The sequence below is a fragment of the Proteiniborus sp. MB09-C3 genome, from assembly GCF_030263895.1.
Classification (GTDB): Bacteria; Bacillota; Clostridia; order Tissierellales; family Proteiniboraceae; genus Proteiniborus.
This window is the reverse complement of the sequence record NZ_CP127161.1, coordinates 1,599,558-1,618,571: the sequence shown is the minus strand read 5'-3', so window position 1 is coordinate 1,618,571 and position 19,014 is coordinate 1,599,558. Positions and strand designations below refer to the sequence as shown.

Below are 19,014 nucleotides of genomic sequence, written 5' to 3'. Positions count from 1 at the left end.
ATATTATGTTCAGTTAATTAGAGAATTTGCTACAACTAAAGGGATTCTCCACTTATCACTAAACATAATATTCCCAGTTATAATTATTCTGTTGTAATAACTATGGCTAATTGTACTCAAGAGAAATAACATTTACTGCACATAATACTTCACTTAATTCCAAGGGTATTAAGAAAATCTTTAACTTCATCTGTCGGGTTCCAGGTATAACCTTTACCAGGCTTAGAAATTCCACTGTTTTCTAATGTCTTCCGTTTCATTTTAATATCTGCCTCAATATATCCATGTGTAGTATCTAAATGAACATGTCCTAGCCACATTCGGATAAGATTTAGATCAGTACCTGATTGGAGTAAATGCATTGCAGTTGTATGCCTAATTGTATGAGGTGATATTTTTCTGCCCTGTAAAGTTGGGCATTTTTTTGTTGCGTTGATTGAAGCTGTAGCCAATATATAAGAAATTCCACTCCTAGTTAAAGGTTCCTTTTTCATATTCAAGAAAAGGTTTTGATCTGGATCAAGGCTTTCATTAACCATTAGTTGACTTAATAATTTTGCTGTTTCTGGCCAGATTGGAACGATACGGTCTTTACTTGATTTTCCATGAATAAGTATTTGATTTGTACCTACATCCTTACATTTAATTGATATTATCTCTGAAACACGGGCTCCAACATTGTACATTAACATGAAAAGAGCGTAGTTTCTGAATCCATCTGGGGTACTGCGATTAAAGGTGGATAGGATACAGTCCATCTCTTCATCTGTAAGATAACCAAGCATTTTTTTCTCATAATTCTTTGCTGGTATGGATAAAACCCGTTCAAACTGTGCCATATATTTTGGTTCATATAAAATTACATGGCTAGCAAAAGCACGGATGGCAGCCCTACGCTGATTTCGTGTATTTATACTGCATTTCCGTTGTGTTTCAAGATGATTTAGAAAATCAAGAATTACCTCTGCCGTAACCATATCAATGGATAATCGAGTCATAGATATCTCTTTTTCAGATACTAAATAACGAAGTAATAGTCGCCATGTATCCCGATAACTATTGATTGTATTTTGTGATACATTTTGTTGTTGAATTAATCTTTTGTTAAAGAAGCTTTCCAGCATTTCTCCTAGACTTATAGGTTTAGTTTCACTCATTGCCATTACCTCCAAATTGAAAAGACTTTGAGCCTTTTGCCATCAGCTCAGCACTAGCATTTAAATAGTAAGTAGTATCCTCAAAATGAGCATGACCCATATATGTTGAAAGCACGGGGAGTTGCTCGTGAAAATCAGAATCTTCTTCATACCATTTAAGCATGCGATTAACTGCAAAGGTGTGTCTAAGATCATGGGTTCTGGAATTACGGTTTTCTGTACGGACTCCAGCCTCACGTACCAGTTGAAGGAATGTAGCATTAAAAGTACCATATGCCAGTCTATCATTGCGTGTGCTTAAAAAGAATGCCTGACTCTTGGGATTGGATGAATAATGATTTCTTAACTTTAAGTATCGCTTTAAAACCTCAACAGCTGTTGGATGTATTTGGACATATCTTGATTTTTTAAACTTAGTGTTTTGGATAAACAACACACCATTTTCCAAATCCACATCACTTATATCTAATCTTAGAACTTCACTGATACGCATACCTGTACAATAAAGAAGTCCTATAATTGCTTGAAAACTATGTGACCTTATTGAATCTTTAGGGTTTAAATCAGCAGCTAAGGATAAGACCTTTTCAATATCAGGGGTTGTATATAAATACGGTATATGACGCCCTTGACTACGTGGTTTGGGAGGAGTTGGAATACTTTCCCCTGTCCCTTTTATAGCATAGTAATCTAAAAATCCACGTATTATACGATGTCGTTTTTCATATTGGCTATTGCTAAGGTCTATCTTGCTATAAACGAAAGATTCAACAGTATCAGAATTAATAACTGTACTTGCTAGGGATTGTAGAAAACGATCAAATTCTTTTAAAATAGTGGTTTCTACACGAAAGGAGCGGCCATTATCCACCATAAACTTAGTATATTCAGATAGGTTATCAGCATTAAAGCTGTTAAAATCAGGTGCCCTTTTCATATAACGCACACCTCCTCCCAACAAGGAAATGGTAGGGCGATATCTTTTAAACGTTCAATCTGAACTTTTGCATAAATACCAGTAGTTTCAATACTTGTATGCCCAAGAATATCAGCTGTTTCCTTGAAAGATGCCCCATTATTTACTAGGTGTGTTGCTAGTGAATGCCTTAGAAGATGGGTTCCATATGATGGTACTTTAAGGTCTAATTGTTCTATATATTGGCGAACAACACTTCCAAGTGAAGATGAATTTTTAAGGGGATTATATGGTCTTACAGTCCTAAGAACTAACTCAGATTGTTGCCTTTCTGGTCTAACACGCAAATAATCAACAATGGCCTCAGCAATCTCATTTGTAATTGGTAAACAACGCCCCCTGTGAGTCTTTGTCTTATGGATGAATAATTCACCTTTTGTTAGGGAAATATCTTTCAGTTCAATTTGTATTATTTCATTTGCCCTAAGACCAAGTTGTAGCATTAATAAAAGCGTTAGATAATCTCGCTTTCCTTTTACAGTTTCCCTATCTGGTGCAGAAAGTAACAACATAGCTGTTTCGTATGGGATGTGCTTAGGTACACTTGCTAACTTCCATTCCTTTAGTTTGTAAACTGCAGGTGTCAAATCATCTTGTATTATTCGTTCCCAACGTAAAAAACGTAGGAATCCACGAAGACAAGATGTTATGGTCTTACGATAATCGTTGGAGTAACCGTATTCATTGCACATCTCTTGAAACTTTAAAATATCCTCTGTACCCAAGGATGAAAGTTGGAAATCAGAGCCATGTTCTTCGTATATCCATTTAAGAAATAGCATTGCTTTTAGCCTATGGACATCACGAGTTTTCTTAGACAGTCCGAATAAATTATCTAAGTACTCATCGTATTGAAGTACTATGCCACCCATACTTTCAGGTAAGTTACCCATAATTACAGCTTGGCTTGCAATATCCGTTCTGGGTGGGGTAGGCTTGCCTGATTCTGATTGTATTGGTGGATAAGGTTTTAGGGGTTTAAAAGGTTGGGGATTCTTTGGTATGAGGCTGTTTTCAATTAAATCTACTGGTGATGGAATTATCTTAGATTCACTTAAAAAATTTAGTACTTGCCATACACCACGTATTGTGGAATGGTATTTCCCTTTGTTTAGACGTTCACAAGAACAATTAGGGAGATGTTCATTTACAAATTGACAGGCAAAAGTCTCATTTAATAGTGATAAATCATTAATGCCTTGCCATAAAGCAAATCGGCTAAGATGTGCTGCTGCACGAAGATATTCCCTCGTGGTATTTTGTGAGAACTCTTGCTCGTGGAGATATTTAGCATATTCCTCCATCTTTTGCCCAAAGATTCCACAGTTTGATAGTCTATAAATTGTACGAGAATCTGTAAAATAGTTTTCTAACATGGTATTACCTCCCGGGTTAACATTATTATGTGGAGTAAGATTTACTTAGCTAATGTTATTATTTCCAGTATTTATCAAAGTAATACCACATAGATAAAATATTATGTTCAGTAATAATGGCCTTAACTACTGTATTTTCAACATTTCATTTCTATTGCTAACATAATATTTTACTGCACATAAGCTCGAAACTCAATCGTTCCCTTTTGAAAGACAGAATGAAGATTCAAGCAATGGTATCTACTATCATGATAATGCTGATGACTGCCATCACTACCTTTGTACCATAACTTTTGGATTCCACTCTTTGTTTTTGGTTTCTGCTTATTTAACTTCTCCAAAAAATCCGTATTTATCTTTTTGCAATACCGTCTTTCCCTATCTGAATCCACCTGTAATGCCTTGTATATCATATTCTCTTTTGCAGCTACAATATTAACAAGATTTCTTAATTGGTATGCTTCAAAAGGTGCCGCATTAATGTGAATATGGATTCCACAGGACTTATTACTAAATGCTCCAGCCTCTCTAAGTTTTCGCACCATCTCCTGTATCTTTTCGATATCTTCACACTTACAAATGGGACTAACAAGTTCAACACTGTATTCTCTGTCGGCTATTTGCTTTCTATTTCCCACTTTTTTCTGACAGCTAATACTGCCGTCACTTACAAACTTCCACTTTCTATTTTCATTATCCCTTACACTATAAGTGTCATAACCACCACCTTCATGTTCAGCTATCTCATTGAAATATTCTGCAACTACTTCAGCTGCTCTCTTTCTTGTTATGCCTGTCATCTCAATTTCAATTCCAAAGTTTTGATCTCTTAAGTCCACATACTCACCACCTTACCATAGCTTTTTTGCTTCGATGATGTCCTTAGCATTTTGTAACCCTGCATATTGGGAAACAGTTACAATATATTCTGTAAGTCTTTCATTTCTCCAAGAGTCTATTAGCTGACCACGGCATATATCGTGAAGTTCGTTTATCTTTAATATTGTGCTTTCAATAACTCTAGATACTTGCGTAGATTCTCCACCAGATAGTTTTAGCCTATCAATATATTCATTAAAAATATGGTCAAATTCTTCAATGTGTCTTTCATCATAATGGTTATATGCTAGGAATGGATTTTCATATTGTTCACCATTAATGCAATACTTTATCTGCTCCAATAATCTTGGCCTATTCTTTATTTCTGCTTTTAAATACTGTTCCATAAAACAAAGCAAGTCATTATCCCTGTTTGGAGTGTAACTGATGCACACCCTCAAATCATCTATAATGCCTTGCTTTTGGTCTCGGTAGGATTCAATTTTTTCTTGTTTCTTTACCCATTCTGCACTTTCAATAGCCACTACCTTCCACCTGCCTTTCCAAATAACTTTTCTTTATATGCTGGAGCATGTACAGCCAAATTGTAACGTTCGTTACCGCATTTATATAAGCAGACCCCTCTCTGTGGAAATTTAATAAGATTATATTCTGATTCTTCAAGCTGTAAGGTATCCATATAAAACTGCTTATCAATATTACCTGCGTTAAATAAAAAAGCGTGTGCTGGAATAGAAAACAGCGGTTTAGTTAGCTCTTTAATGCCTTCAATATTGAAGTCCTCAAGGTTTTGACTGCTAAGTATTACCGCTGATTCTTTCTTTCGCACTCGCTTCATAAAATTACGAATATATTCTATTGCTGTAAGATTAGTAAGGAACAAATACAGCTCATCAATTCCAGCTGCAGTATTGCCTTCTGTAAGTAGCTTATCTGACATAAAGGATAATATATTAAACAGCAATGCATTCTTTACATTTTTACTAGCCTGTAATAACCCTTTTACACCAAATACAATAAATCGATTGGAGGTTATATTGGTATGTCCGTTGAAAAATTTACTTTCTGCCCCTTGGCACATAGAATGAAGTCCAAGCAGGATTTCCTGTAATAATTCCACTGTATAAAGTTGATATTTTCCCTTATCATAGCCTTTATATTCTTCCTCTATTAATGTATATAGGTCTGAAAGAATAGGATAATCAACAGATTCTAATTTGCTGAAATTTGTACTGTCACTGATGTTCCATTTAGTGTAGAGTTTTCCTAGCATAATTTCTATAACATCAATATGCCTATCATCAAAGTCTTTATAACAATGAAAGAAGTCTTTTAAAAAACTAATATGCTGACTTAGCTTTGTTGCTTGTCTGAATGCAATAGGAGCATCTTTATCCTGTGGACTGCCACCCTCATCCCAAGTTTTTGGTTCTAATGGATTTATCATATATTCTCCACTCATTAAATCTACAAAGCATCCACCTATATTTTCTGCTAGTTCCACATACTCATGCTCTGGATCTAAGCATATGACATTCTTTCCTGATTCTAAAATATTGCATAATATTAACTTTAATAAATAGCTTTTACCTTGTCCTGAATTACCGAGAATTAGGATACAAGGATTTGTTTTATCATCATCTCTTTTATCAAAATCAACGAGAATATTAGAACCAAACTTATCTCTTCCTAAATAAAACCCATTGCTATCGGTCTTACCCGAATAGTTAAAAGGATATAGGTTTGCTACTGAGGATGCAGGGAGTACCCTTTCGTATTGACTACCAAATACATTTCTGGCTGTTGGACCAACACATAAAAAGCCTTGCTGTTGTCGTAGCATAAGCCTATCTACATTTAATTTGGATCTCACAAGTTCTGTTAATACATCTGTCTGTAGCAGTTTCAAGCTGTCATAATCACTTGCAGTAAGCTCAATATATACAGCACAATGAAGGAGTGGCTCTCTGTTTCTGTGCATTGTTGAAACAAGGGTAACAACATCTTGCAAGTTGCTTTCTGCTGTTACGGTCTGCTGCAAATCATTTGTATTCGCCGTATTCATCCTGTTTTTATTGGCTGCATTATGGATAATTTTCTTTTCTTCGTTTGGAGTTACTTGTCTTGTATAGATTCTGAGGGTAACCCCATCCTTTTCTCCTAAATGACGAAGGATTGCTTGTTCACTGGTACTTGTAGGATATTCACGGAGTGCCCATACACATCTATAGGTATTGCCACAGATAAAATGATCTGTGTTGAATTTGATGATGGATGGGGCAATCATATCTACAAAGGTTTTGATTTTCTCATCTTCCATGATTGGTGCTTTCTTTTTTACCATAGTCTCTTCTTACCTCTCTTTCTTTTTCTACATCAAAAAAGCCCTACACATTAGTGCAAGACTTGGTAATATAAAAGTTAATATATAATATAAATTATGTTCAGCAACTAAAATTACCTTTCTTGTCAAACTTTCTTCGAAGTGCTATTTCTGGAATTGCAGCCCGTAGAAAGAATTTTGTCGTGATAGAAACTTTAGACACTATTCGCTAAAATAGTTATGATTGTTATGCAATTAAAGATACATATTATTAAAAGTTATCACTAAGTTAATCTATCAACAAATTGGAATTACTGCTTACCAACTTCTGCCAACGTTTACTTTTTTTCATATAGCTATATGTTTCTTCATTCCTAAAATTATCTAGCAAATTTTTATGCAGTTCTGTAATGAATTTATCCTCTAGTTTTTTAAATTCCATATGTGCATATAGTGTCGACTTGGTAAAATCAGATATTTTATCAACACTAGCAAGCATTCTCTCCATGATTTCTATAGTTGCTTCCATATCTTTCTCTGCTGCTGCCAAGTCAAGTCCCCAGGATACCTCATGGTACTCACCCATTTCAAAAATACTCGCTAATTTTCTTTGCTTTTCTACAAGTATATAGGCTTTTCCCCTGTCTTTATCCTGCATAGCCAATATATATATATCTTGAAACACCATATTCATCATTTGATAACCCTGAAATAATAATTCTTCGTATGCTTTATATGCCTCATTCACCCGATTTGTCTTGCTATAAATAAATGCTTGTTTTCTCTTTCTCTCTGGATTTTGGCTAGAAAGATAATTCAGATATTCCTCTGCTTTCCCGTACTGTTCCTTTCTTGAATAAAATCCAAATAACGAATCAGCTGCTCTGTTCCTAATATTATCATCCTTGCTATCCAAAGCACGTACATAACAATCATTGATATAACCTTCATATTTCTCTGAATCCGGAATGTCTTTTGTTAAACGCCATGCATCTAAAATCAGTGCCATTTGCCAAATCAACTGTTCACAATTAGGATATTGCTCGATTTTTCCTTTTGCCCACTGAAACGCCTCTTCATAGGTTTCCTCTTTTAATTTGCCATCAATTTCATAAACGAAACTGTTTATCTCTTCGGCTGTAAGTTCTTCTTCAAAGGACAATAGAGTATCAAGAGTAATGTTGAGCAATCTGGCAATAGGAGCCAATAACATAATATCGGGCTGTGAATTTCCATTTTCCCACTTATTAACTGCCGGAGCTGTCACTCCAAGGCAATTTGCTATTTCCTCCTGAGTCATGTTTTTTCGTTTTCTGTATTCTCGTATTACTTCACCTATTTTCATGTAAATAACCTCCTGATTCTATTTAATAAGCAATGGCCTTTGCTACTTTAATCATATCAAGAATCATCATATCTAACAACTGAATATACGTTAACTATTTCTCAAAAAAAATAACTGTTATTCATATCAGGATGTATCCTTTGTGCAGATAGTCTTTATTTCTATAAATCTAACTCAGCGACAAATTCTTATTTATCTATTACACCAAATTATATCTCCACATCCGTAAAACATCAACAAAAGAAAAATACCAGGTATACCATCAAAAAGCAAGGGTCAAGATAAAAGGCTACACCGCCCTTAATTTCCGCTGGCACTCCTACTGTGTGTCAGTTAAGGGAGCGATAGCCCAAAAAATGCTTTCGCTCCCTCTAATAATTAAATACCTTTAATCCGTTCTTCATTATTTTCAAACAACTTATTTATCTCAAATTTCATTATTACTCCACCATTCATATATTTAGACGAACTTTTGACTATCTTAGTTTCATTAATTCACTGTTTAGATTCTGTGCCGCCGCTTTTATATCTGGCTGTGAGATAATAGCCGATACCATTGCAAATCCATTGACATCTATACCTTTAAAAATTGGTATTGTTGTCTTGTTGATTCCTCCAATTACCACAATAGGAAGTGTGATATATTTTCTTATCTGTGCAAGTTCATCCATAGATGTAAATCTTACATCTTTTTTTGTATCTGTGATAAACATTGCTCCAACTCCAAGATAATCTGCATCGTCTTTGTACGCCTTCATCGCTTCTTCAAAGTTGGATGCAGACACACCAAGAATTTTATTATTTCCTATCAACTTTCTTACAATTCTTGCTGGCATATCACTCTGCCCAATGTGTACACCTGAAGCATCAACTGCTAATGCTATATCTATTCGGTCATTAATGATTAAGGGAATCTTATACCTATCTGTAATATCCTTTATCTTTATAGCCATTTCAAAGAATTCCAGAGATGAACAATTCTTTTCTCTAAGTTGTATCACTGTACAACCACCTAAAATAGCTTGCTCCACAGCAGTCTCCAGTTTTTCCGTACTCATAATTTCTCTATCTGTTACAAGGTAAAGTGTATAATCAATATTTGGTTTCATCTATTTTCCCTCTTTCTAAGAAAAATGTGCTGTTCATATTTGATAAAGCATCAATAATATTAATGTGGAAACTACCTGTTCCCATTACTCCTGCTTTCTCAAATGCAATCTCTCCGGAAATTCCCATTGTTGCAATTCCAGCAACTGTTGCTGTATAATAATCCTTTGTTACACCACAGAAACTACCCACGAGAGCAGATGTCATACAGCCTGTGCCAGTTACTTTAGAAAGAAGTTTATGACCATTTGCTACCTTAGCAAATCTAATCCCATCTGAAATGATATCCACCTTTCCTGTAATTCCTACAACACAAGAGTATCTATTGGAAACTAATTTTGCAATACCCACTGCATCATTTTTTTCATCTACTATCGCAGTATCAACTCCTTTTATAGAAGCCTTAAACCCCGCTATAAAGGAAATTTCTGATAAATTCCCACGAATAACATCTATTTCTACCTGTGAGAGAATTTCCTGTACTGTTTTATTTCGTAGCGTGGAAGCACCTGCACCAACAGGATCTAGAACTACAGGAATATTAAGCTCATTGGCTTTTTTACCTGCTATAATCATTGAAGCAATAGTACGCTGATTTAAAGTTCCCATGTTAATTACAAGTGCAGAGGATATTGAAACAATCTCCTCTACTTCTGCATTATCGTCTGCCATAATGGGAGATGCTCCAATTGCCAAAACTGCATTTGCACAATCATTTACTGTCACATAATTGGTAATGTTATGAATCAACGGATTTTTTTCTCTGATTTCATAAAGCAAGCCAGTACAAGCATTAATTAAGTAATTCATCACTATTTCCAACCTTTCTTTTATTTATAACGAAACATAAAACACCAATTATCAGCATTACAGGAAATGTGATTCCAATTATGAAATTGTAATGCATAAGTAAACGATAGACGATAAATCCAATGAACCATAAAATCATATTACTCATATTGTGAGAATGGTTAGTATTTATATCTGTTTTATGAAGCAGAAAACAATCTACAAATAAGATAGCAAATAAAGGTGCAAATACAGAACCAATAAGATATAAAAAGTTCTCATATTGACTCATAGAAACAAACATGGCAAGCAATGTACCTATGACACATGCAGTAACAGCAGCAAACTTTTCATTCACTTTTTTACTAAAATTGGCTGTACTTACTCCTGCTGAATAAACATCAAGAAATGTAGTGGTGACCGTAGATAATATAATAATTACTAGACCAATCAAGCCAAGTCCCGCAGACATTAGTATACTTGTAATATCTGATGTACCAGCATATATTGCTGCACCAAGTCCAATCACAAACATTACTGTACTGCCAATAAAGTAGCTTATGACACTCCACAAAGTACCTGTAATTTTTTTCTCCAATTTCCTTGTGTAATCAGAAATAAGAGGTAGCCAAGAAAGAGACATAGCTACATTTATTTCAACTGCTGCACCAAAACTTATTGTCTCTTCTGTGGCAATTGCCGTATCGGTATTTTTAAAAATTGTAAATCCAAGAATAAGCGTAAATATAAATAAGACTGACATTACCACAGTATTTAATTTTGATAGACTTTTATTACTGATTACAACCCAAATACAAATAAGTAAACCAATAACAATACACCATAACTTTTCATTTTGGTAATTCCAAAGATAATTTGTAATTCCATCAAGTGCTTTTGCTCCATTAACAATCATAATTGCAGTCCAACCAAGAAGCTGTAATATGTTAATCCATGAAAATCCAAATGACCCATATTTCCCAAAAGAAATACGAACAGATTCAGCAGAGGAAAGACCACTTTTTGCTCCAATCAGTCCTGCAGGAAAAAGAATAGCTCCTCCGATTATATGCCCTAGAATAATTGCCCAAATACCCTGAATTAACCCCAAAGGAGCAAGTAAAGCTCCTGTTATAATTTCAGCAATTGATATTGCAGCGCCAAACCATAATAATATTTGACTAAATGTAGATACCCTTTGATTTTCTTCCTTCATCATAAATCCCCTTCACCTTTCTTAATATTTAAACCATTTTTATATAAATTATAGAAATGATGTGTTGGCCCATTACCTTTACCTATATTTAATGAATGCTCAATTGCTGTTGTAATATATTTCTTAGCATGGTCTACCGCAGTAGGCATAGTCATACCAAGGGCAAGATTGGAAGCAATAGCCGAAGAGAAAGTACAGCCTGTTCCATGTGTGTTTTTAGTATTGATTCGTTGGGTTTCAAAATAATAGAACTCTTTACCACTATATAGAATATCCAGTGCATCTCCAATAGCATGCCCCCCTTTGACAAGAACATTTTTGCACCCCATATCATAAATAAGTTTTGCCGCTGTTTTCATATCTTCTGCATTGCTAATCTTAATATTCGATATCTTCTCAGCCTCTGGGATATTAGGCGTAAGTAAATCAGCATAAGGTAGTACAACCTTGATCAATGTCTCTATGGAATTAGGATCCATGAGAGAGCAACCATTTTTCGCATACATAACAGGATCAATTACAACATTATTTGGTTTATATTGTTTCAATTTTCTTGCTACTGCTTCCATACAAGGTTCTGTAGACAACATACCGATTTTAACAGCATCAACTTCAATATCCTCAAATACTGCATCAATCTGTTTTTCAATCATATCTGGAGTAATATCCTGTATGTCTATAACACGACTTGTGTTTTCTGCTACAACTGAAACAATTACACTCATTCCAAACACCCCATGGGCAGAAAACGTCTTTAAATCTGCTTGTATTCCAGCACCTCCACTACAATCTGACCCAGCAATACTAAGTACCTTTTTCATTAAAACTCCTCCTTTTTTCATTTATGTATTTATAATAAATTAGGGCACTTTTCTATACGGAGAAGCGCCCTAATCATATACAAACTTTGTATGTGATTTGCTTCCCTACGTTGGTATTAGCCAACAGGTTCAAAGGGTCAGGTTTTACCTTCTCAACTACTATGTAGTCCCCCCGCAAATATTAATCATATTCATTTTTATACTCAATAACTTTATCTTAAATAATAATAGGGTACCCCTCTACACAGAGAAGCACCCTAATCATATACATATTTCGTATGTGATTGCTTCCCTACGTTGGTATTAACCAACAGGTTCAAAGGGTCAGGTTTTACCTTCTCAACTACTATGTAGTCCCCCCGCAAATATTAATTGTATTCATTTTTATACTCAATAACTCTATCTTAAATAATAATAGGGTACCCCCTACACAGAGGAGCACCCTAATCATATACATATTTCGTATGTGATTGCTTCCCTACGTTGGTATTAACCAACAGGTTCAAAGGGTCAGGTTTTACCTTCTCAACTACTAATGTAGTCCCCCCGCAAATATTAATTGCATTGATTATATACCCTAGTGGCAATGTAGTCAAGTTATATTAGCAGGAGTGCCATAAAAAGCAAGTGTCAAGATAAACGGCTACGCCGCCCTTGTTCTATGCTGGCACCTTCTATAAATTGGAGTTTTTCATGATACAGACTATTCTCATAATAATAATTTACTCTTGCCATCTCCATCTTGAAAAATACTTATTAGTTGAAAACAAAACATATTGAGCCGTATCATTATTTTGAAATCTATACAAAGCACCTTTGCTGTGGAAAAAGGATTAACAACACCAAACTTAGAATATGAAATAAATGAGCCTACACCAATAATAGCTATTAAAATGATAATTATCCTGATAATAATTTTATTTTTAACCATTTCTCTAATCTCCATTAATCTCCACTTCAAATTTCAATTTATCTATCCGACAACTTGGGACTTAACCTTTATTTATAAATCCCCTATAAGTTATATATTACTAGTACTGATAATAATGAAATCATTAATATCGTTCCTATTGTTCCAATTATATTTATAAATTTATGTACCTTAATACTATTTTTCGATATTTTTTCAATCCCTTTATAGATTACCAAACCAATTATTCCACCTAAAGTATTGTTAATAATATCCGTAATATCCGAAGCTCCAACACCCAAAATAAATTGGAATATTTCACATATCAAACTAATTAAGAAAAATAAAAATATCTTTTTTCCAACAGTCCATTTTTTCAATAGAATACCTGAATATATGCCAAGTGGCATAAAAATCGCTACATTCATGATAATCTCACGGAAATCAAGTTTGCCATTTATTATTAAGGATTCATTAAAAGGAATTAGATTTATACTTCTCATATACCCTAATTTTGAAAATGGTGCATTAAATTTAAACACTATTATCCATAATAGTGCAATTAAATAAATTACAAACAATACTTTAGACCATTTCTTTATTTTACTATCATCTTTCACGTTTTCCCTCCAATATTCCTATAAACTCCTATTTTTCTTATTTATATATCTGTTCTATTTATTGGATTTTTCCACTTCCTTTTATGCTCATACTATTGTATTTTCATTTAGTATCTTAATAATATTAGTAGAACAACATTTCTTTGTTGGACTTAATTCTTTACATTTACCCAAAGTACAAGCACCTGTCATATTTCTAATGTCTTGTAGAGATTTTGCCCCACTTGCTATAGCTTCTAATATCTTTTCCTTACTAACATTAGAGCAATAACATACTATTCCATTTTCCATACCTAACACCTCACTTAGTACAAACACCTTTTTTAAACTATTTAACGAATTTTTGATTATACATATTATATCACGTACACTCTATCAAATAAACTTACACTTTATTAATTTTTACATATCTCCAAGTACCACCCACCTCTCCCCATCATAATCTTCATATCTTTCCGTAGTCACATTCTGCTCATAATAAACACCAAGAAGTCTTTTTATATCCAACTTATCAGCTCTTCTAGTAGTAAATCCTTGGTCTTTTAAGCTCTTTTCAATCCTTGAAAGATAAGGAAATACATCTGATTCTTTTTCATTCTTAAGCCTAATAATAATTAGAAACTCACGAGCTGTAGCCATCTGAACTTGCATCCTATCAAGATTGGTACTGTCTTGCTGTAGTAGTTGCCGAATAACAGGATTTTGCTCTGTATCCATTCTTCTTTTTAAATACTGCTTGTTATCATCAAAGTTTTCTTTTGAATTAAGGCAAAGCATTTCAATTTCAGCAATCCCCTTAAGTACTGTCATAAGCGCATAGATCCTTGCACTTACACTTGATTCAGATAGTACCGATATATTGGTTGGATGAATAATAAAATACACTAGCTCTCCATATGGAGTCTTTAGACTATAATCTGTGATTTCATCAATACCAATCAGTTCTCTAGTAGATTGCTTTTGTCTTTCTTTCTGTTTCTGTTTTCTTCCCAATTTTATAACCTCCATTCAAATATCTGTTGCTTTAAAAGAAAAAAGGCACAGGCATAACGAATAAAATTCAGTATGCTTGTGTCTTCAAATTGTATTGTTAAAAAGCTATATACTGCTGTTATTACAATAGGTGACATAAGCCTAAGTTGTGCTAAGGCAAATACAGAAATAAGAAGTCCAACTCCAATAATTCCTATATCTTTTAATTCCCATAGCCATAATGTTGCTTTGGCCTTTAAATTATCAGGATACATATACACTGTTTATTCCTCCATTTCATCTTTAAATCTTCTTAAAAAATAAGCAATCCCTCGCATAATAAAATCTACACAAGGGATTGCTACACTATTACCAAGTGCCTTATATCTTGCACTATCGGATGATTTTTCTATTTTTGTCCACCCATCAGGAAAGCCTTGAAGCCTTTCACATTCAAGTGGTATTAGTCTGCGTACAAGATTCTTAGTAGTTACAAGGTTTTCACTTCCTCCTCCATTATCTCCACCCTCTGCTCTAAGTGTTGCACAGCCTTCTTTATAATTAGCAAATTCTGATTGCCCAAACATCATTTTTTCACAGTCTACAATGCATTTATCTTGACTTACATATTGATTCCCATTGCCTTTTTCATCTCCTACACATAATGCTCCTACTGTATTTTGATAAGTTTTAGGTGGATAACAAACAGCATGAATATCACTGGTCGTAAGAGTATAACAAATATTTTCTTGAAATCCACATCCATTTCCACCATTATGATCTTGTCTATCAATGGTATTTCCTGCAATACAATAACTGTCTGAATCAATTGACTTTGATACTAATGGTACATTATTTCCTCCTGTTCCATAGGTAGCTGCTATTGTTGGAGCTACATCAAGGGGTCCATTATATCTACAGTCTTTTGCATGATTATCGAATAGAACAGGTTGATTATTGCCACTTGTTCCTGCTGCTGATGTAATAGTTGGGCAAAGGTCAAAGCATATTTCTGCACCACCTTGCTGAGTTGCCATGACTATAGGTTGATTTCCTCCCATACTAGCCCTTAGTGTTGAAGTAATATTCTCTGTTATATCCATTCGGTCACCACCCTGATCATTTAGACATAGCATAGGTTCTGTGACAAATGTCTGCATCTGCATATTTTGAGTTGCCATCAAGGCTCCTGAAATTCCATTTAAGTCAATACCCTCATTTCGTTGATTGATATGATAGGCTTTATATTCAGAAACTATATTTTCATTGGACTCTTGTTCTGAACCTTCAACTTCCCCTTGAATTTCTAAAGCTATTTTTAATTGTTTAGGCAGTTCCTTACCTCTTGCTCTAGCTCTTCTGAGTATTCCCAAACAAGCTGTCTTGCTCAAATAATATTTTGGGTGCGGTGTGTCCTCCAAAATCTGCGACAAGAAAGATTCTCTTACGTCTTTGGGGGACACCCCAGTATTGAGCATCGAGAACTCTCCAAGCAATGGTGAATTCATATCCCAATATGCACCCAACAGATTTCCATATCCCTCCCGGAGGTCTAGGTATAGATACGCTGCTGTCTGCAATTCTTGTGGTTTCTTCGAGGACCGCATGGAAGTCTTCTCCGTTTGTACTTGAGAATGCTCCAGGGACATTTTCCCAAACGAAGTATCGAGGTCTGATAAGGTGATTTGCCTTTCCTCTTCTTGCATCTGCCCACCTCATTTCCTTTGTTATTCTTATCTGCTCCATAAATAATCCTGAACGTTTACCAGCAAACCCTGCCCTTGCACCTGCAACAGATAAATCTTGGCATGGTGAACCACCTGTAATGATATCAACAGGAGGCAATTCTTCCCCTTTTAATTTTGTAATGTCGCCAACATGGAGCATATCAGGGAATCGTATTTTAGTCACCTCAATAGGAAAGGATTCAATTTCGCTTGCCCATATAGGAGTAATTCCATTATGAACAGCAGCAAGGGGAAATCCTCCAATCCCATCGAAAAGACTCCCCAAGGTAATCATCTATCCATCCTCATACAAAATAAAGCCCCTTCTTCTATTTCAATATCTAGTTTCATAATTCTTTTTATAGGAATACCTGTCTTTCTTGCAAACTCAATCTCCTCAAACATTCCTTTAGAAATATGGTCACCAAATGCCCATAGTTCATCGCATTTTGATAAAAATTCTTTTCCTATATTAATTCCCAATCTTCTTTCTTCTGGATTATTATCATCTAATATCTGAGGATAGAGAAGATGGGGACAAAAAAAGGCATTGCCTTCGTTTAATACATATCGGCAAGCCTGTTTCGCATATTCTATATTCTTTTTTATATCTCCTTTATAGGGAGATGCAACATATATTAGTTTCATTAAATCCTCTCTTTCTATTTTTATTTTGGTACTGCTTGTACTATAGTTTTAGTTGTATTTACAGCTGCCTGTGCTGTATAAACTGCACTCATTACATTGGCACGAGTGGATGTATCAAGTCCAAATGCTCCAGCAATCCGTGGTATTTCTCCTGCCGATAACATCAAACCTAATCCAAGCAATGCATGATCTTTTACTACCATAAGTCCTGCAGTTAGTATCGTTGCCTGAAGAAATGTTGTGAGGCACAATCCAATTATCTGCTTGCACCACTGAATAAAGCCATCAATGTAACCACGAGGTACAGAAAACATATATAGACTTCCAACTGCTATCTGTATAAGTAGAATCCCTCCCCTTTTTAGGTTTGCAAAAAACACTTTAATCACTGCATATCCCATAAGGATAATAATAAACAGAGCCATAAATGGACTTGTTATCATAGAAATGCCACCGAATATACCTGAACCGCCTATGTTTGTAATATCACCTGCATTATTTAACTCTCCAATAATAGATGTTGCCAGTTCACCTATTCCTCTTCCATATCCTGTGATACCAGCAGTTAAACTTGTTTGTAAATTGACCGAGAGCTTATATAGTTCTATAGGCACTGTAGTAAAGAGGCTGACTGCCATAAATCCTTTAATTGCATTTAAAGCTGCATCTTTCATGTTGCCCCTACCATATTGATACTCAATTCCTGTTTCAAAGCAGGACACTACAAGTCCAGTTCCATAGAGTGACCAAGCAAGGTAAGAGAAGAACAAAACGATTGATTGAACCCAGCTCATCTCAAAAAGTTCTACTCCCATATTTCCCATTTGGGCAAAGAAATCAGCAAGAAAACCTATAAGCTGCCCATAAAACCAATCAATAATTTGATCCATTACATCACCCAAGAGAAAATCCCAGATAAACACTTTTTCACCTACTTTCAAAAAAACAAAAAAGACACATAGTATTTATCTATGTGCCAGTATGATTAGCTTAACAAAATTTGCTATTTTTTAATGATTTATCAAATTTACTGTATTTTTTCAATCATGCTCTTCTAGTATTTCTTCATCCATTTCCTCATGAACCCTTAAATATTCTTGCAAGCTATCTCTAATTAGGAACAAATCACTTAATTTTGAGGAATATAAATTTATTTCAAATCTACCATTTAACCATCGATATAATTTTGATTCACTTCTATCATCCCAAGACATCATATTCCTACATTTTAATAATATATTTTCTATTTCATTCAACACTCTTTTTCGTATATCTATTATCTCTTTAGGTAAATCTTGTAATTTGCCTTCAAATAACTTATTAATCATTAGATTAATATCTTCTTCAATATCAGCATATTCTTCTATAGCCTCATCATTATCAAAATCCCAATCTGGATATTTCTTTTCAAATTCACTCCATTTGGTTTCTATCTCTCCATTTGGAAGTTCAACATCAAAATTAGCATTTATATGTTTATAGAGCTGCTTCAAATTATATAATCCATATACTTTACAGCTATGGATTTGAAACTTTTCTTTTAAAATACTAAAACCTGCTATATCTCCTTTAGTAAAGAAGTCTTTTTTGTCTCCAGTAATAAAAAACAGTAAGTCATCACTATTCATTTCTTGCTGTTTAAAGCAACAATTAATACTTTCTATTATTAATGCATCGTTCAATTGACTATCAGTAATTAATCCAGCGATTTTCTTTTTATATGTTTTACAAATCATATCAGGAGTTAATTCTATATGTTGAATATATTCATTCTCAAAAAAACTCATTAATTTATCATATTCTTCCTTCCAATAACAAACCTTATTATCTTGTTCACTTTCAATTAAATTTATAACCTTCTTTTTTACTTCCCTTATTTCACTCCATGAACTTTCAGAATATTTATCAATATATCCAATTAATTTAGAATACTCCCTTTTGTAATCCTCCTCAACTTTACTATTAGATTTTTGGAGCTCTAGTTTTACAACCTCTGGAATTAATAATGTTACAACGCCTTCTTTACATAGAAGATTTAGATCCTCTAGTTCACTAGGTATATCCTTTTCTTCTGCATTATCGTTAGCCAACACTTCTGTAAGTAAATTAACATATACATTGGTATCTATTGATACATATATCATTAAATCACCTCTTTCCTATTTTTTTGATCTCCCTTTAAGTGAA

19 protein-coding genes, 1 pseudogene and 3 riboswitches are annotated in these 19,014 nt (G+C 34.3%); all 20 genes and pseudogenes read right to left on the bottom strand.

The features are described 5' to 3' along the window. Positions 1 to 149: 149 nt before the first annotated feature. A complete protein-coding gene (locus QO263_RS07765; protein WP_285628479.1) occupies positions 150 to 1,157 on the bottom strand; it encodes a tyrosine-type recombinase/integrase in 1,008 nt (335 codons plus the stop codon). Continuing rightward, complete coding sequence (locus tag QO263_RS07760) at positions 1,150 to 2,094, bottom strand: tyrosine-type recombinase/integrase (protein WP_285628476.1); 945 nt, start codon at positions 2,092 to 2,094, stop codon at positions 1,150 to 1,152. Before QO263_RS07760 ends, QO263_RS07765 begins: the two co-directional genes overlap by 8 nt. Beyond that, on the bottom strand, positions 2,091 to 3,509 hold the full coding sequence (locus tag QO263_RS07755; protein ID WP_285628473.1) for a tyrosine-type recombinase/integrase: 1,419 nt from the start codon (positions 3,507 to 3,509) through the stop codon (positions 2,091 to 2,093). The genes QO263_RS07760 and QO263_RS07755 overlap by 4 nt, the downstream gene beginning before the upstream one ends. A 170-nt stretch (positions 3,510 to 3,679) precedes the next feature. Then, entirely contained in the window at positions 3,680 to 4,348 is a 669-nt protein-coding gene (locus QO263_RS07750; protein ID WP_502928705.1) for an amidoligase family protein, read from the bottom strand. Between the two features lie 12 nt (positions 4,349 to 4,360). Then, positions 4,361 to 4,873: a hypothetical protein gene (locus QO263_RS07745; RefSeq protein ID WP_285628470.1), complete on the bottom strand. Its 513-nt coding sequence runs from the start codon at positions 4,871 to 4,873 to the stop codon at positions 4,361 to 4,363. After that, positions 4,873 to 6,693 (bottom strand): VirB4 family type IV secretion system protein, encoded by a 1,821-nt coding sequence (locus tag QO263_RS07740; protein WP_285628467.1) that lies wholly within the window; start codon positions 6,691 to 6,693, stop codon positions 4,873 to 4,875. The genes QO263_RS07745 and QO263_RS07740 overlap by 1 nt, the downstream gene beginning before the upstream one ends. A 268-nt stretch (positions 6,694 to 6,961) precedes the next feature. After that, positions 6,962 to 8,017, bottom strand: coding sequence for a helix-turn-helix domain-containing protein (locus tag QO263_RS07735; protein ID WP_285628464.1), 1,056 nt, complete (start codon positions 8,015 to 8,017; stop codon positions 6,962 to 6,964). 476 nt (positions 8,018 to 8,493) lie between these two features. Further along, on the bottom strand, positions 8,494 to 9,126 hold the full coding sequence (gene thiE, locus QO263_RS07730; RefSeq protein ID WP_285628460.1) for a thiamine phosphate synthase: 633 nt from the start codon (positions 9,124 to 9,126) through the stop codon (positions 8,494 to 8,496). Then, entirely contained in the window at positions 9,110 to 9,934 is an 825-nt protein-coding gene (gene thiM, locus QO263_RS07725) for a hydroxyethylthiazole kinase (RefSeq protein WP_285628457.1), read from the bottom strand. The genes thiE and thiM overlap by 17 nt, the downstream gene beginning before the upstream one ends. After that, positions 9,918 to 11,132, bottom strand: coding sequence for a putative hydroxymethylpyrimidine transporter CytX (cytX, locus tag QO263_RS07720; RefSeq protein ID WP_285628454.1), 1,215 nt, complete (start codon positions 11,130 to 11,132; stop codon positions 9,918 to 9,920). The genes thiM and cytX overlap by 17 nt, the downstream gene beginning before the upstream one ends. Further along, the gene (thiD, locus tag QO263_RS07715) at positions 11,129 to 11,950 is read right to left on the bottom strand and encodes a bifunctional hydroxymethylpyrimidine kinase/phosphomethylpyrimidine kinase (protein WP_285628451.1); all 822 of its coding nucleotides are present in this window, start codon (positions 11,948 to 11,950) and stop codon (positions 11,129 to 11,131) included. Before thiD ends, cytX begins: the two co-directional genes overlap by 4 nt. Positions 11,951 to 12,034: 84 nt before the next feature. Beyond that, positions 12,035 to 12,134, bottom strand: a riboswitch (TPP riboswitch). 87 nt (positions 12,135 to 12,221) lie between these two features. Then, positions 12,222 to 12,321: riboswitch (TPP riboswitch) on the bottom strand. An 86-nt stretch (positions 12,322 to 12,407) separates the two neighbouring features. Then, positions 12,408 to 12,508, bottom strand: a riboswitch (TPP riboswitch). Positions 12,509 to 12,659: 151 nt separating this feature from the next. Beyond that, the gene (locus tag QO263_RS07710; protein WP_285628448.1) at positions 12,660 to 12,881 is read right to left on the bottom strand and encodes a hypothetical protein; all 222 of its coding nucleotides are present in this window, start codon (positions 12,879 to 12,881) and stop codon (positions 12,660 to 12,662) included. Between the two features lie 83 nt (positions 12,882 to 12,964). Then, positions 12,965 to 13,480, bottom strand: coding sequence for a VanZ family protein (locus QO263_RS07705; RefSeq protein ID WP_285628445.1), 516 nt, complete (start codon positions 13,478 to 13,480; stop codon positions 12,965 to 12,967). An 87-nt stretch (positions 13,481 to 13,567) separates the two neighbouring features. After that, positions 13,568 to 13,771, bottom strand: a complete 204-nt coding sequence (locus tag QO263_RS07700) for a (2Fe-2S)-binding protein (protein WP_285628442.1) — start codon at positions 13,769 to 13,771, stop codon at positions 13,568 to 13,570. Between the two features lie 111 nt (positions 13,772 to 13,882). Continuing rightward, the gene (locus tag QO263_RS07695; protein ID WP_285628440.1) at positions 13,883 to 14,473 is read right to left on the bottom strand and encodes a hypothetical protein; all 591 of its coding nucleotides are present in this window, start codon (positions 14,471 to 14,473) and stop codon (positions 13,883 to 13,885) included. Between the two features lie 2 nt (positions 14,474 to 14,475). Further along, positions 14,476 to 14,733, bottom strand: coding sequence for a hypothetical protein (locus tag QO263_RS07690; RefSeq protein WP_285628438.1), 258 nt, complete (start codon positions 14,731 to 14,733; stop codon positions 14,476 to 14,478). A gap of 3 nt (positions 14,734 to 14,736) precedes the next feature. Beyond that, positions 14,737 to 16,474, bottom strand: a pseudogene (locus tag QO263_RS07685) (DNA cytosine methyltransferase). After that, the gene (locus QO263_RS07680; RefSeq protein WP_285628435.1) at positions 16,471 to 16,827 is read right to left on the bottom strand and encodes a DUF7768 domain-containing protein; all 357 of its coding nucleotides are present in this window, start codon (positions 16,825 to 16,827) and stop codon (positions 16,471 to 16,473) included. Before QO263_RS07680 ends, QO263_RS07685 begins: the two are co-directional and overlap by 4 nt. A gap of 20 nt (positions 16,828 to 16,847) precedes the next feature. After that, on the bottom strand, positions 16,848 to 17,750 hold the full coding sequence (locus QO263_RS07675) for a conjugal transfer protein TrbL family protein (protein ID WP_285628433.1): 903 nt from the start codon (positions 17,748 to 17,750) through the stop codon (positions 16,848 to 16,850). 117 nt (positions 17,751 to 17,867) lie between these two features. Then, positions 17,868 to 18,971 carry a PIN domain-containing protein gene (locus QO263_RS07670; RefSeq protein WP_285628430.1) on the bottom strand — a complete coding sequence of 368 codons (1,104 nt, stop codon included), beginning with the start codon at positions 18,969 to 18,971 and terminating at the stop codon, positions 17,868 to 17,870. Positions 18,972 to 19,014: the final 43 nt, after the last annotated feature.